The sequence below is a fragment of the Serratia sp. CY71090 genome (genome assembly GCF_052166845.1).
GTDB lineage: Bacteria > Pseudomonadota > Gammaproteobacteria > Enterobacterales > Enterobacteriaceae > Serratia > Serratia nematodiphila.
On the sequence record NZ_JBJNOA010000003.1, the window covers coordinates 439384 to 453484 of the forward strand.

The 14101-nt window shown below is 60.5% G+C and carries 16 protein-coding genes and 1 riboswitch; of the genes, 13 read left to right on the forward strand and 3 right to left on the reverse strand.

The features are described 5' to 3' along the window. Positions 1-3 precede the first annotated feature (3 nt). From rlpA to lipA, 5 genes are all read left to right on the forward strand, one after another. A complete protein-coding gene (rlpA, locus tag ACJ8OK_RS08495; protein WP_033633935.1) occupies positions 4-1086 on the forward strand; it encodes an endolytic peptidoglycan transglycosylase RlpA in 1083 nt (360 codons plus the stop codon). Positions 1087-1266: 180 nt separating this feature from the next. After that, on the forward strand, positions 1267-2478 hold the full coding sequence (gene dacA / locus ACJ8OK_RS08500) for a D-alanyl-D-alanine carboxypeptidase DacA (protein WP_004940010.1): 1212 nt from the start codon (positions 1267-1269) through the stop codon (positions 2476-2478). 104 nt (positions 2479-2582) lie between these two features. Further along, positions 2583-2849: a DUF493 family protein YbeD gene (gene ybeD, locus ACJ8OK_RS08505; protein ID WP_004940012.1), complete on the forward strand. Its 267-nt coding sequence runs from the start codon at positions 2583-2585 to the stop codon at positions 2847-2849. A 134-nt stretch (positions 2850-2983) separates the two neighbouring features. Further along, positions 2984-3652, forward strand: coding sequence for a lipoyl(octanoyl) transferase LipB (lipB, locus tag ACJ8OK_RS08510; RefSeq protein ID WP_015376934.1), 669 nt, complete (start codon positions 2984-2986; stop codon positions 3650-3652). After that, complete coding sequence (gene lipA / locus ACJ8OK_RS08515) at positions 3645-4610, forward strand: lipoyl synthase (RefSeq protein WP_004940018.1); 966 nt, start codon at positions 3645-3647, stop codon at positions 4608-4610. Before lipB ends, lipA begins: the two co-directional genes overlap by 8 nt. A gap of 93 nt (positions 4611-4703) precedes the next feature. Here lipA and tatA read toward each other — a convergent pair whose 3' ends face one another. After that, positions 4704-4919, reverse strand: coding sequence for a Sec-independent protein translocase subunit TatA (tatA, locus tag ACJ8OK_RS08520; RefSeq protein WP_004940019.1), 216 nt, complete (start codon positions 4917-4919; stop codon positions 4704-4706). A gap of 218 nt (positions 4920-5137) precedes the next feature. Between tatA and ACJ8OK_RS08525 the strand changes: the two genes are divergently transcribed. After that, positions 5138-6205, forward strand: coding sequence for a diguanylate cyclase (locus ACJ8OK_RS08525; RefSeq protein WP_033633936.1), 1068 nt, complete (start codon positions 5138-5140; stop codon positions 6203-6205). A gap of 1 nt (position 6206) precedes the next feature. On the opposite strand, the gene ACJ8OK_RS08530 is transcribed toward ACJ8OK_RS08525, so the two are convergent. Next, a complete protein-coding gene (locus ACJ8OK_RS08530; protein WP_338910245.1) occupies positions 6207-6635 on the reverse strand; it encodes a GNAT family N-acetyltransferase in 429 nt (142 codons plus the stop codon). Between the two features lie 83 nt (positions 6636-6718). Then, positions 6719-6781: riboswitch (Fluoride riboswitch) on the forward strand. A gap of 79 nt (positions 6782-6860) precedes the next feature. Between ACJ8OK_RS08530 and crcB the strand changes: the two genes are divergently transcribed. The 3 genes from crcB (at position 6861) to ACJ8OK_RS08545 (ending at position 9326) form a co-directional block, all read left to right on the forward strand. Beyond that, positions 6861-7244 carry a fluoride efflux transporter CrcB gene (gene crcB, locus ACJ8OK_RS08535; RefSeq protein WP_004940022.1) on the forward strand — a complete coding sequence of 128 codons (384 nt, stop codon included), beginning with the start codon at positions 6861-6863 and terminating at the stop codon, positions 7242-7244. Between the two features lie 288 nt (positions 7245-7532). Beyond that, complete coding sequence (locus tag ACJ8OK_RS08540; protein WP_033633938.1) at positions 7533-8129, forward strand: TetR/AcrR family transcriptional regulator; 597 nt, start codon at positions 7533-7535, stop codon at positions 8127-8129. Positions 8130-8135: 6 nt separating this feature from the next. Beyond that, positions 8136-9326: a multidrug effflux MFS transporter gene (locus ACJ8OK_RS08545; protein WP_033633939.1), complete on the forward strand. Its 1191-nt coding sequence runs from the start codon at positions 8136-8138 to the stop codon at positions 9324-9326. A gap of 57 nt (positions 9327-9383) precedes the next feature. Here the strand turns inward: ACJ8OK_RS08545 and cspE are convergent, their stop codons facing one another. Next, positions 9384-9593 carry a transcription antiterminator/RNA stability regulator CspE gene (cspE, locus tag ACJ8OK_RS08550; RefSeq protein ID WP_004940030.1) on the reverse strand — a complete coding sequence of 70 codons (210 nt, stop codon included), beginning with the start codon at positions 9591-9593 and terminating at the stop codon, positions 9384-9386. 345 nt (positions 9594-9938) lie between these two features. Between cspE and ACJ8OK_RS08555 the strand changes: the two genes are divergently transcribed. The 4 genes from ACJ8OK_RS08555 (at position 9939) to ACJ8OK_RS08570 (ending at position 14101) form a co-directional block, all read left to right on the forward strand. After that, complete coding sequence (locus ACJ8OK_RS08555; RefSeq protein ID WP_033633940.1) at positions 9939-11102, forward strand: M20 peptidase aminoacylase family protein; 1164 nt, start codon at positions 9939-9941, stop codon at positions 11100-11102. 189 nt (positions 11103-11291) lie between these two features. After that, on the forward strand, positions 11292-12617 hold the full coding sequence (locus tag ACJ8OK_RS08560) for an LLM class flavin-dependent oxidoreductase (protein WP_060558751.1): 1326 nt from the start codon (positions 11292-11294) through the stop codon (positions 12615-12617). A 26-nt stretch (positions 12618-12643) separates the two neighbouring features. Beyond that, a complete protein-coding gene (locus ACJ8OK_RS08565; RefSeq protein WP_060558748.1) occupies positions 12644-13564 on the forward strand; it encodes an ABC transporter substrate-binding protein in 921 nt (306 codons plus the stop codon). 9 nt (positions 13565-13573) lie between these two features. Continuing rightward, a complete protein-coding gene (locus ACJ8OK_RS08570; protein ID WP_004940037.1) occupies positions 13574-14101 on the forward strand; it encodes a GNAT family N-acetyltransferase in 528 nt (175 codons plus the stop codon).

The following is a 14101-nucleotide window of genomic DNA, read 5'->3' on the forward strand; positions in this document are numbered from 1 at the left end:
GTAATGCGTAAGGAATGGCTTTGGATCGGCGTCGCGGCGGTGTTGCTCTCCGCCTGTACCGCCCCAACCACGGAACAGCAAGCCCCTCCGCAGCCGTACAACGGCCCGGTGGTGGAAATCGGCGGCGTCGAGCCTCAATATGAACCCTATAACCCTAATAACATGCAGGATTATAAGGTTAATGGCGATACTTACCGCATCGTAAAAGATCCGCAGAACTTCTCGCAGACCGGCCTGGCGGCCTGGTATGGCGAAGAGGCCAACGGCAACACCACCGCGCTGGGCGAGCAGTTCGATCCTAATGGCCTGACTGCGGCCCACCCAACGCTGCCGATCCCAAGCTACGTGCGCGTCACCAACCTGGCCAACGGCCGTCAGTTGGTGGTGCGCGTCAACGATCGCGGGCCTTACACCAAGGGCCGTATCATCGATCTGTCGAAAGCCGCCGCCGATCGTCTCAACCTGTCCAACAACACCAAGGTCAAAGTCGATTTCATCAACGTGGCGCCGGACGGCACGCTGAGCGGCCCTGGCACCATCGGCACCATCGTGGCGAAACAGAGCTACGCATTGCCGGCGCGCCCGGATCTTGGCTCCAGCGGCATGGGCACCCCGATCCAACAGGACGTGCCGGTCGCCAGCGGCGCGGCGGTGCGCCCTATTGATAACAGCACCCTGCGCACCGATGACGACGCGCCTGCGAACGCCGGCAACGCAGCCAACGGCCGCAGTGGTTTCCTCGGCGCGCCAAGCGCATTACCGGCCGGCGTGCTGGAAAGTGCCGAGCCTGAAGCCGCCGCAGTAGCCGCACCGGTCGCGGCCGGCGCTGCCGCTGCCGGCATGGCTGCCGCTTCCTCCTCCGGCGGCTACGTGGTGCAGGTCGGTGCGTTGAGCAGCGCCGAGCGCGCCCAGAGCTGGCAGCAAAGCCTGAGCCAACAGTTTGGCGTGCCGGGCAAAGTGGCGGCCAGCGGCAACGTTTACCGCGTCCAGCTCGGCCCGTTCAGCAGCCGTCAGCAGGCGGCCCAACTGCAACAACGCCTGGCCAGCGAAGCGCAACAACAGTCTTTCGTTACTGCTGCACCCTGAGCGTTAAACCCGGCGGGCATTCACGGCTGTTAAGCGGTTATTTAGCTGAAACATTTTCTTGCAGCTAAAAGGGCACTAACCGCAATTAGTCAGATGAATGGATAATGCCTGCCGGGATCGCATCTGCTATAGTGTGGCTCGTTTTTTAACTTTACTTTCACGGATGTTGTAGTCCCGATCATGAAACAAGTAACTTCTTTTCGCTTAATCAAAAGCATCGCACTCGGCACCGTTATCGCAATGAGCGCAGCCTCCGTTGCACATGCCGATGACGTTAACATCAAAACCATGATCCCAGGTGTCCCGCAGATCGATGCGGAAGCGTACATCCTGATTGATTACAACTCCGGCAAGGTGCTGGCCGAGATGAACGCCGATGCGCGTCGCGATCCGGCCAGCCTGACCAAAATGATGACCAGCTACGTCATCGGCCAGGCGCTGAAAGCGGGTAAAATCGGCCAGGACGATCTGGTGACCGTCGGCCAGGACGCCTGGGCGACCGGCAACCCGGTGTTCAAAGGTTCCTCGCTGATGTTCCTGAAGCCGGGCGATCGCGTGCCGGTCTCCAAACTGACCCGCGGCATCAACCTGCAGTCCGGTAACGACGCCTGCGTGGCGATGGCCGACTACGTCGCCGGCAGCCAGGACGCGTTCGTCAACCTGATGAACACCTACGTCAGCAAGCTGGGCCTGCAGAACACTCACTTCCAGACGGTACACGGCCTGGATGCCCAGGGCCAGTACAGCTCGGCGCGCGACATGGCGCTGATCGGCCAGGCGCTGATCCGCGACGTGCCGGAAGAGTACGCGATTTACAAAGAAAAAGAGTTCACTTTCAACAATATCCGCCAGATGAATCGCAACGGTCTGCTGTGGGATAACAGTCTGAACGTCGACGGCATCAAAACCGGCCACACCGACGCGGCGGGTTACAACCTGGTGGCTTCGGCGACCGAAGGCCAGATGCGTCTGATCTCCGCCGTGATGGGCGGCCGCACCTACAAAGGCCGCGAAGCCGAGAGCAAGAAGCTGCTGACCTGGGGCTTCCGCTTCTTCGAAACCGTGGCGCCGCTGAAAGTCGGTAAAGAGTTCGCCTCCGAGCCGGTCTGGTTCGGCGATGCCGATCGCGTTGAGCTGGGCGTGGATAAAGACGTCTACCTGACCATCCCGCGCGGCCGCATGAAAGATCTGAAGGCCAGCTATGTGCTGAACACGCCGGAAATTCACGCGCCGCTGGCGAAAAACCAGGTGGTGGGCAGCATCAACTTCCAGCTGGACGGCAAAACCATCGACCAGCGTCCGCTGGTGGTGATGAACGAAGTGAAAGAAGGTGGTTTCTTCAGCCGCATCGTGGACTACATCAAACTGATGTTCCACCACTGGTTCGGTTAACGGTTGAAACGGGCGAAATTGCCCCCATATACTGAATAACATTAACTCCCGCCCCGGCGGGAGTTATAATTTATAGATTAGCTAGCACTCTGGAGCGCACGCACATGCAAAAAACTAAACTGAACGAACTGCTCGAATTCCCTTGCTCGTTTACCTACAAGGTGATGGGCCTGGCGCAGCCTGAGCTGGTTGACCAGGTAGTTGAAGTGGTGCAGCGCCATGCGCCGGGCGATTACAACCCGCAGGTTAAGCCAAGCAGTAAAGGCAACTACCACTCGGTCTCCATCACCATCAACGCCACTCATATCGAGCAGGTCGAAACCCTGTACGAGGAGTTGGGCAACATTGAAATTGTTCGCATGGTGCTGTAATTCCAGCATAAAACCCTGCTTATCAACCCGGGATGGCGCAGCGTCTTCCCGGGTTGCGCATTTTTGGTCAGCGAAAGGCTGGCCGCAAGCCGGAGCGCCCGGTATAATGGCTTTACCACTTCTGTAACCTGACGATGACTCTTTTGCAACCAGACAAGATCATTTTGCGTCAGCTGGGGTTGCAGCCCTACGCGCCTGTATCCCAAGCCATGCATAACTTCACCGACAGTCGTACCGAGACTACGCCGGACGAGCTGTGGCTGGTGCAGCATCACCCGGTATTCACCCAGGGCCAGGCCGGCAAAGCCGAACACGTGCTGATGCCCGGCGATATCCCGGTTGTCCAGAGCGATCGCGGCGGCCAGGTGACCTACCACGGGCCGGGCCAGCAGGTGATGTACGTGATGGTCGATCTGAAACGCAATAAGGTCGGCGTACGCCAATTGGTCACGGCGATAGAAGATACGGTTATCAACACCCTCGCCCACTTCCGCCTCGCATCGCGCGCCCGTCCGGATGCGCCCGGCGTGTACGTGGGGGAGCAGAAAATCTGTTCGTTGGGTTTGCGGATCCGCAAAGGCAGTTCATTCCACGGCCTGGCCCTGAATGTGGCGATGGATCTCAGCCCCTTCCAACGCATCAACCCTTGCGGTTACGCCGGCATGCAGATGACGCAGGTCAGCGCGCTGGCGCCCGGCGTTGGCATTGAAGACATACACCCAATCCTGGTACAGGAATTTGTTCATTTACTCGGCTACCAGACGGTCGAGCTTCGTAACTGGAACCTGCACGATTATGAGTAAACCAATTCAGATGGAACGCGGCGTCAAATACCGCGATGCTGACAAAATGGCGCTGATCCCGGTCAAAACGGTGGTCACCGAACGGCAGGAGCTGTTGCGTAAACCCGAGTGGATGAAGATCAAACTGCCTGCCGACTCTACGCGCATTCAGGGCATCAAAGCCGCCATGCGTAAAAACGGCCTGCACTCCGTCTGTGAGGAAGCCTCGTGCCCTAACCTGTCCGAGTGTTTCAACCACGGTACCGCCACCTTTATGATCCTCGGCGCCATCTGCACCCGTCGCTGCCCGTTCTGCGACGTGGCCCACGGCCGCCCGATCGCGCCGGACGCCAACGAGCCGGAAAAGCTGGCGCAAACCATCGCCGACATGGCGCTGCGTTATGTGGTGATCACCTCGGTTGACCGCGACGATCTGCGCGACGGCGGCGCTCAGCACTTTGCCGACTGCATCTCGGCCATCCGCGCCAAGAGCCCGAACATCAAAATTGAAACGTTGGTGCCGGACTTCCGCGGCCGTATGGATCGCGCGCTGGAGATCCTCACCGCCACGCCGCCGGACGTGTTCAACCACAACCTGGAAAACGTGCCGCGCGTCTACCGCCAGGTGCGCCCGGGCGCCAACTACGAGTGGTCGTTGAAGCTGCTGGAGCGCTTTAAAGAAGCGCACCCGGATATCCCGACCAAATCCGGCCTGATGGTTGGCCTGGGCGAAACCAACGCGGAAATCATTGAAGTGATGCGCGATCTGCGTCGCCACGGCGTGACCATGCTGACGCTGGGCCAATACCTGCAGCCGAGCCGTCACCACCTGCCGGTGCAGCGCTACGTCAGCCCAGCCGAGTTTGACGAGATGAAAGAAGAAGCGATGGCGATGGGCTTCACCCATGCCGCCTGTGGCCCGTTCGTGCGTTCGTCTTACCACGCCGATCTGCAGGCCAAAGGGATGGAAGTGAAATAACGCGTAATAGTTTGTTACGCTAAAGACGGCGAAAACGCCAAAAAACGGATGTCCGCAAGGCATCCGTTTTTTATTGTGCGCCATCAGACGAGATTAAACGTCTTTCTTCTCGACGCTCTGCTGCGCGGACTGGCTTTCGGCGGCATTGTTGCCGGCGGCCGGCGGCGTACTGTCGTCGCCTACGGCTTTTTTAAAGCCTTTCAGCGCCGCGCCAAGATCGGCGCCGAGCGTGCGCAGTTTGCTGGTGCCGAACAGTAAAATCACCAACACCGCAATCACCAGAAGTTTGGTAATGCTGATACCTTCCATACTCACCTTCTTATCATAAAACGCTGCGTGAACAGCGAGAAAAACTGACCTTGCCTGCGAATATTTAGCGACTTTCCTTCGGCTTGCACAACCGCAACATGTAACAGAGTGAGATCGGTCGCAGGAATGTCACGCGCCCCCGCGGCGTGAATCCCAGACTATTCTTAGTTTATCACCCGCATGCTACTCTGCCGTGATGCCTATCAGGGAGATGCCGGATGTATATTGCTCCACCCATTTTCGATGCCCGAAAATCCGGCCTCAGCTTCGCCAAACGCACCTATCTGCCCCGCGTCGCCGGTCTGGGGCTCGGCTTTATCTGCGTTTGCGCCGCGCTCTACCCCTTGGCTCCGCCCACGGCGGTCTGGCTATTGCTGGCCTTTCACGGCTTTCTCTGGCCGCATCTCGCCTATCGCCTGGCCTGCCGCGCCAAAGATCCGTTCAAAGCCGAGATCCGCAACCTCTTGATCGACTCCGCCTTCGGCGGCTTCTGGGCGGCGATGATGGCGTTCAACGCGCTGCCCGCCATCGTCATCCTGTCGATGATGAGCATGAATAACATCGCTTCAGCCGGCAAAACGCTGTTTGTGAAAGGATTGGTCATTCAACTGGCCACGGCGATGCTCACCGCCGCGCTGCTCGGCTTCCCGTTTCACCCGCACAGCACGGCACTGCAAATCTATCTGTGCCTGCCGATGATCTACCTTTATCCGACGCTGCTTGGTCTGGTGACCTACCGCACCGCCAAACGGTTGGCGGAAAAGAAACAGGAGCTGCAGCGCATCAGCACCCGCGATGGGCTGACCGGCTTATATAACCGCCGCCACTGGGAGCACCTGCTGCATCGCCAGTTCGACAGCTGCCGCCGCTACCAGGACAACGCCACGCTGATCCTGATGGATATCGATCGCTTCAAAACCATCAACGACACCTTCGGTCATCCGCTGGGAGATGAAGCCCTGGCGGCGTTGGCGGAAGAGCTGCTGATCGGCATGCGCAACGTGGATATCGTCGGGCGCTACGGCGGCGACGAGTTTGGCGCAGTGCTGCCGAACACCAGTGCTGAACAGGCGGAAATCGTTCTGCGCCGTATCCAGCAGCGGCTGGACGCGGTCAGCTTCAAGGAGGCGCCGCAGCTGCGGCTGCAGATCAGCGCCGGCATCGCTAACTTCCACCCCGCGCTGGGCGGTTATCTGGACTGGCTGAAAGCGGCCGACGGCGCGCTCTATCGGGCGAAGCAGAATGGCCGCAACCGGCTGGAAACGGCGGCGCCGCCAGGGGAGTAACTTACTGACTTAATAACTTGGCAAAATACTTCGGCGCTTCGATAAAGCCTTCACGCCGGTAAAACGCATGCGCCCGCTCGCGGCGGCTGTGGCAATGGACTTCCAGCCGATCGCAGCCGCGACGGTGCGCCAGCGCCTCGCCTGCCGCCAGCAACCGCCGCCCTACGCCCGCGCCGCGCGCCCGATCGTCGACGCAAAAATAGCTGATGCGGCCAATGTCGCCGGCCAACGCCAACTGCGGCAGAAAATGCAACGACAACACGCCCAGCACTTGTTCGCCCTGCTCCGCCACCAGCAACGCCTCGTCCGGGTGCGCCAGAAGTTGGTGCATCCGCTGTGTCAGAAACGCCTCGGTGCCGGGATAACCCAGCGCCGTCATTAATTCAGCGATAGCGTGCCGGTCGCTCAGACGCGCCGTTCTGATTTCCATCCGTTTTACCTCGCAGAGTGTCGATACTACAAAATAGGCGGCATTAGGTGTAACATCCACCGGGTGCGGCGAAAAAGGCCGTGCGGCACGCTGGAGATGACATTCCTCCCTAACCGCCTTCACAGGCTGATGATGTCTACGTAACCTCTCGGAGAGAGGCGCGTAGCGTTACGCCTGTCCCTTTCCGAGCCTCGTGAATTTCTCTGATTGAAAGGTAGTTGCCCCATGTTGAGCTCTTTACTGGCCGTATTTATCGGCGGCGGCGTCGGCAGCGTTTTGCGCTGGGCGGTAAGTATGAAAATGAATCCGCTGAACGCCCACATTCCGCTCGGTACGCTGATGGTCAATCTGATCGGCGGTTTTATCATCGGCCTGGCGATGGCGATTTTCACCCGCATGACGCATCTGGATCCCACCTGGAAATTACTGATCACCACCGGATTCTGCGGCGGCCTGACCACCTTCTCCACCTTTTCGCTGGAGGTGGTATACCTGATGCAGGATGGCCGCTTCGGCTGGGCGCTGGCCAACATGCTGCTCAACCTGGCCGGCTCGCTGGCGATGACGCTGCTGGCCTTTATGCTGGTGATGTGGGTCAACGGGCGATAAGGCCTTAATGTTTCCTTAATCTTGCATGCGCATAATCTCATCCAGTACCCCTGACTGGATGAGAAATCGCTATGTTAAGCCTGCCGAAAACCGCCGCCGAAGCGATCGCCGTTGCGCTGTGCGTGCTGATCGTCGCCGCCTTTATCAAATCCTACCTGTTCGCTTAAACGCCTTTTATCGCAGCACGCGTTCATCTTGCGTCTTTCCGGTCGGTTACACTACAATTGAGAATGAACGTTCACACCCAAAAATGTGAACCCGGCTCACGCGTAGCAAAGGATCGGGCAGATGCTCCCCCCCAACGACAGTAAACAGGCCAAAGTGCAGGCTCGCCGCGATCAGATCGTCGAAGCGGCGAAAACCAGCTTTCGCCGCCACGGCTTCCACGCCGCCAGCATGGCGGAGATCGCCCAGGGCTCGCAGCTTAGCGTCGGGCAAATCTATCGCTATTTCGCCAATAAAGACGCGATCATCGAAGAGATCGTCAACCGCATCATCACCAACAAGATGCAGCGGCTGGAAAACCTTGGCGATCACATCAACCTGATCGCCGGCACGTTGGCGGCGCGCACGCTGTTTCAGCAGCCGGGCGAGAGCGAAACCGATCACATGCTGATGCTGGAAGTGACCGCCGAGGCCACGCGCAACCCGGTGGTGGCCAAAATGCTCAGCGATGCGGAAGCGCGGCTGTTTCGCCACGTGTGCCACAATCTGCAGCGGCTGTACCCCCATTTCAGCGAGGAAGAGATCGCCGCCCGGGTGGAGTTTATCGCCGTCATGAGCGAAGGCACCGGTTACCGGATCCTTACCACGCAAAAAGCCGATGCGTCCCTGCTGCGCGATCTGTATCAGCAGGCCATTTCTCACCTGTTCAGGAAATCTTAATCTCCCATGACCAAACACTTAGCCAGACAACGTCTGGTGTACGCCGTCGTGCTTGGCCTGTTGGCCGCGCTGGGGCCGCTGTGCACCGATCTCTATCTGCCCGCCCTGCCGGAAATGGCGGGCGAGCTGAATACCTCCACCGCCGCCGCGCAGCTCAGCCTGACCGCCGGGCTGCTCGGCCTGGGCGTCGGCCAGCTGATTTTCGGCCCTTACAGCGACAAGCTGGGCCGTATGCGTCCGCTGCTGCTGTCGCTGATCCTGCTGCTGGGCGCTTCGCTGTGGTGCGCGTTGGCGCCCACCATCGACCAGTTGCTGATCGCTCGCCTGCTCCAGGGCATCGCCGGCGCCGGTGGCGCGGTGATTTCCCGCGCCATTGCCCGCGATCTGTACGCCGGCCATGAGCTGACCCGTTTCTTCGCCTTGCTGATGCTGGTTAACGGCCTGGCGCCGATCGTCGCGCCGGTGCTGGGCGGCGTGATGCTGCAGGTGATGAACTGGCGCGGCATCTTCGGCGTACTGGCGGCCATCGCGGTGCTGCTGTTCAGCCTGTCGGCGCTGAAGCTGCGCGAATCCCTGCCGGTAGAGCGCCGCAGCCAGGGCGGTATCCTGGCGATGCTGATGTCGCTCGGCGGGTTGCTGACCCAGCGCTATTTTATGGGGCTGTGCCTGACGCAGGGCTTCGTAATGGCCGGCATGTTCGCCTATATCGGCGCTTCGCCTTTCGTCTTGCAGCAGATCTACGGCCTCAGCCCGCAGATGTTCAGCCTGTGCTTCGCCATTAACGGCGTCGGGCTGATCATTGCGGCGCAGCTGGCCAGCCGTCTCAGTTCACGTTGGGGGGAACGCCGGGTGTTGAGGGGCGGGTTAACGCTGGCGGCCGTCGCATCGCTGCTGCTGTTGTTGGCCGCCGCGCTGCATGCGCCGTTGGTCGTGTTGCTGGTGCCGCTGTTCTTCTCGGTGGCGGTGATCGGCATCGTCGGCCCGACCGCCTCGTCGCTGGCGATGCAAAGCCAGGGGGACAAAGCCGGCAGCGCGTCGGCCTTGATCGGCGTGTGCATGTTCGCGCTCGGCGCCTGCGCCGTGCCGCTCACCGGGCTGGGCGGCACCTCAGGCCTGTCGATGGCGCTGACCATCGTCGGCTGTTACGCCATCGCCATCCTGCTGTTCAGCCAGTTGGCCCGCCGCAGCGAAGCATAACGCGCCCAATAAAAAACCCGCTCAATGAGCGGGTTTTAAGAAATTCAGCTACGCAGCTTAGATAGCAGTAACGTTAGCGGCAGATGGGCCTTTGGCACCGTTCGTGATTTCAAATTCTACACGCTGGCCTTCAGCAAGCGTTTTGAAACCGTTGCTAACGATGGCAGAGAAGTGAACGAAAACGTCCTTGCTACCATCTTCCGGAGTAATGAAACCGAAGCCCTTGGATTCATTAAACCACTTAACGCTACCTTTAATCTTAGACATCAAACTTACCTTTAACGTGAATGAAAGACACAAAACCTGTGTCGATTACAGTACAGCAAGCAGGCAGGATTTTGTCCACCACCGCGATCACAGAAATCCGATAAAGAGTGAAAAAATCCGTGTTGCCCGGTGTAAATGCATTGCACCGGTTGCGATACGTTACCGTTCCAGGCCAATCCTCTCCCTGCGCCGGCAAACAACGCGCGAACGCCTAAACCTGCCCCTTCCCCCGATCGTTGACGCGCCGTGCAGACACAATCGCTATGAAATATAACCAGATGGTCTTTTTGCTTCGGCGCCCCCTGCACTAGGGTTAGGGTTTATTTCCCACTGTGAGCCAAGCCTATGACCAGCCAGTTGGCAGACAAGATCATCGCCTATCGGCGTGAACTGCACCAAAACCCGGAGCTTTCCAATCACGAATTCGCCACCACCGCCCGCCTGACCCGCTGGCTGCAAGAGGCGGGCATTCGTATTCTGCCGTTGGCGCTGAAAACCGGCGTCGTGGCGGAGATCGGCTGCGGCAAGGGGCCGATCATCGCCCTGCGCGGCGACATCGACGCCCTGCCAATCGACGAAATCGCCGACGTGCCCTTCAGCTCGCAAAACAGCGGCGTGATGCACGCCTGCGGCCACGACTTTCACACCTCGGTGATGCTCGGCGCCGCGCACCTGCTCAAAGCGCGTGAGGCCGAGCTGCCCGGCACGGTGCGCATCTTCTTCCAGCCGGCGGAAGAGACCTTCAACGGCGCCCGGCACCTGATCGACGCCGGCGCGCTGGATAACGTCGCGGCGGTATTTGGTCTGCATAACGCGCCGGAGCTGCCCACCGGCACCTTCGCCACCCGCGCCGGACCGTTCTACGCCAACGTCGATCGCTTCCAGATCCGCATCACCGGCAAAGGCGCCCACGCCGCCAAACCGGAACAGGGCGTCGATACCATCGTCACCGCCAGCCAGATCGTCGGCGCGCTGCAGACGCTGCCCAGCCGCAGCTTCAGCTCGCTGGAATCGCTGGTGGTGAGCGTAACGCGCATCGAAGGCGGCAATACCTGGAACGTGCTGCCGCAAACCGTCGAGCTGGAAGGCACGGTGCGCACCCACAGCGACGCGGTGCGCCGCCAGGTGCCGGATAAAATTCGCCAGGTGATCGACGGCGTCGCCGCCGCGCTCGGCGCGCAGGCCGAACTCCACTGGCAGCCGGGGCCGCCGGCGGTGATCAACGACGCCCATTGGGCGGCGTTCAGCAAAACCGTCGCCGCCGAAGCCGGCTACCGGGTCGAAGAGGCGGAGCTGCAGATGGGCGGCGAAGATTTCGCGCTGTATCTGCATCACGTGCCGGGCGCGTTCGTCAGCATCGGCTCCGCCAGCGAATTCGGACTGCATCATCCGCGTTTCAATCCCGATGAGCGCGCCCTCTTCCCTGCCGCCCACTATTTTTCGCTGCTGGCGGAGCGCACGCTGCAACAATTAACCACCGCAGCGAAAAAAGCCCTCAGCAACGCCTGAATAACGTGAAATAGTATTTCTCCGACGCCGCTGATGCCGCGTCGGGGATTATTATTTTCGCTCGCCGTGATATTTGCAGTTTTCAACATTTGAATATGCTGTTTTGTTGTTTTACATCCCGTTGCCGCTCATCAATAGTGGACGCATCAAACACCGCGCGCCTTTGCGGCGCATGACAGGATAATCACGATGAGCGACAACGCGAATAATCAACGGCAATTACGGCTGGGCGCCATTCTGCACGGCGCATCGGGAAATATGTCCGCCTGGCGCCACCCGGACGCCACCGCCGACGCCAGCATCAACCTCGAATTTAATATCGCCTCGGCGAAAAAAGCCGAACAGGGCAAATTCGATTTCGTCTTCGTCGCCGATGGCTTATATATCAACGAAAAGTCCATTCCGCATTTTCTTAACCGTTTCGAGCCGTTGACCTTATTGGCCGCACTGTCCGCCGCCACCGACAAAATTGGCCTGGTGGGCACGCTCTCCACCTCCTACAGCGATCCGTTCACCGTCGCCCGCCAGTTCGCCAGTCTCGATCACCTGAGCGGCGGGCGCGCGGGCTGGAACGTGGTGACATCGCCGCTGGAAGGTTCGGCAAAAAACTTCTCGCGCGCCGAACACCCGGAGCACAGCCTGCGTTACCGCATCGCCGGCGAGTTTCTCGACGTCACCAAAGGACTGTGGGACTCCTGGGAAGACGATGCCTTCGTGCGCAATAAGGCCAGCGGCGAATTTTTCCGCGCCGGGAAACTGCACACCCTCAATCACCAGGGGGAGTTCTTCTCGGTGCAGGGGCCGTTGAACATCGGCCGCACGCCGCAGGGCCGCCCGATCCTGTTCCAGGCCGGCGCCTCTGAAGACGGCAAACGGCTGGCGGCCAAGCACGCCGATGCGATCTTCACCCATCACGACACGCTGGAGCAGGCGCAGGATTTCTACCAGGACGTGAAGCGGCAGTTGGTGGAACAGGGGCGCGAACCGGACGACTTGCGCATCTTCCAGGGCGTCAGCGTGATCGTCGGCGACGACGATGCGGACGTCGAGCGTCAGTACCAGGAGACCGCCCGTCTGGTCAGCATCGAGAACGCCCTCAACTACCTTGGCCGCTACTTCGAACATTACGACTTTTCCCGCCATCCGTTGGACGCCCCCTTCCCGAACATCGGCGATCTGGGGCAAAACAGCTTCCGCAGCACCACCGACGCCATCAAGCGCAACGCCCGCGAGCGGAACCTCACGCTGCGCCAGGTGGCGCTGGAAGCCGCCTCGCCACGCCCGGTGTTCAGCGGCACGCCGGAAGCGGTGGCGGACGGCCTGCAACGCTGGTTCGACGGCGAAGCCGCCGACGGCTTCATCATCAGCGGCGGTACGCCCAACGCCTTCGGGCACTTCGTCGATCGGGTGGTGCCCATCCTGCAACAACGTGGCCTGTTCCGCCGGGCGTACCACGGCGATACGCTGCGCGAACACCTGGGCCTCATGCGCCCGTTGAACAGATTCACCCAATAATAAGATCGTTTTCAGGGATACCCGCTATGCAGAAAACCGTTACCGCCGCTCTCGTGGCGGCCTTGCTGAGCCTGACCGGCGCCGCGCAGGCGGGCACCGGCATCGATTTACAGGCCAATGAAACCCCGATCCACGCGCCGAAAAACCCGCAGGCGATCGCCAAACTGCCGGCCGATTTCCACTTCGTGAAGCCGGGCCAATTCACCGTTGCAATCGCCGCGCTCAACACGCCGCCGCTGGCGCTGTTCGCTGCCGACAACCGGCGGCTTATCGGCAGCGAAGTGGATATCGCGCAGCTGGTGGCCGACAGCCTGGGCCTAACGCTTAACGTAGTGCAAACGTCGTGGGAAGACTGGCCGCTGGGGGTGGTTTCCGGCAAGTATGACGCGGCCATCACCAACGTCACCGTGACCAAAGAGCGCAAAACCCGCTTCGACTTCGCCACCTACCGCATCGACTCGCTCGGCTTTTACGTCAAAACCGGCGGCAAGATCGCAACGATCAAACAGCCTGCCGATATCGCCGGATTAAAGATCATCGTCGGCTCCGGCACCAACCAGGAAGCCATCTTGCTGGAGTGGGACAAACAGAACCGGCAACAGGGGCTCAAACCCTTCCAGCCGATCTACGTGACCGACGATGCGGCCGCCACGCTGGCGATCCAGTCCGGCCGGGCCGACGCCTACTTCGGGCCGAACGTGCTGGGCGCCTATAAAGCGGCGCTGAACGGCCGCACCCGGCTCGCTGGCACGGTGGAAGGCGGTTGGCCCAAGGCGGCGCACATCGCCGTCACCACCCGTAAAGGCAACGGACTGGTGCAGGCGGTGAACGAAGCGCTGAACGGCGCGATCCGCGGCGGACAGTACGATCAGGTGCTCAATCGCTGGGGCGAGAGCGTCGAACGCCTTGCGCAGTCGGAAATCAACCCGCCCGGCCTGGGCGATTAGGAGCGCGCAATGACGCAAGACACCTTCATTCAGACGTTGCCGACCGACCCGCTGATCGCCCCGGTGATCGAGGGGCTGTTCGGCGAGTATCGCCAGCGTTACGGCGACTATTTTGGTGACCAGGAACCGGAACCGCTGGACCTGTATGCACCGCCGCAAGGGGCCTTCATCGTGCTGCTGCGCGCCGGTGCGCCGATCGCCATGGGTGCCTTCAAACGCTATGACGCGCAAACCGCCGAGCTGAAGCGCATCTGGACCCGGGGCGATCTGCGCCGCCAGGGCCTGGCGCAGCGGGTGTTGCAGCAGTTGGAAACGCTGGCGCTGGCGCAGGGGTATCGCCGGCTCTACCTGACCACCGGCTTTCGCCAGCCCGAAGCGGTGGGCCTGTACCTGAGCAACGGTTATCAGCCGCAGTTCGATCCCACCGTTGACAGCGAGGTTTACAGCCACCCGCCCTACGATGGCCGCCTGCCGTTCCGCAAAAGCCTGATTGCAGAGGACGCGTGTTGTTGCGCGTCGGAAAGGAAAATCGCCTAA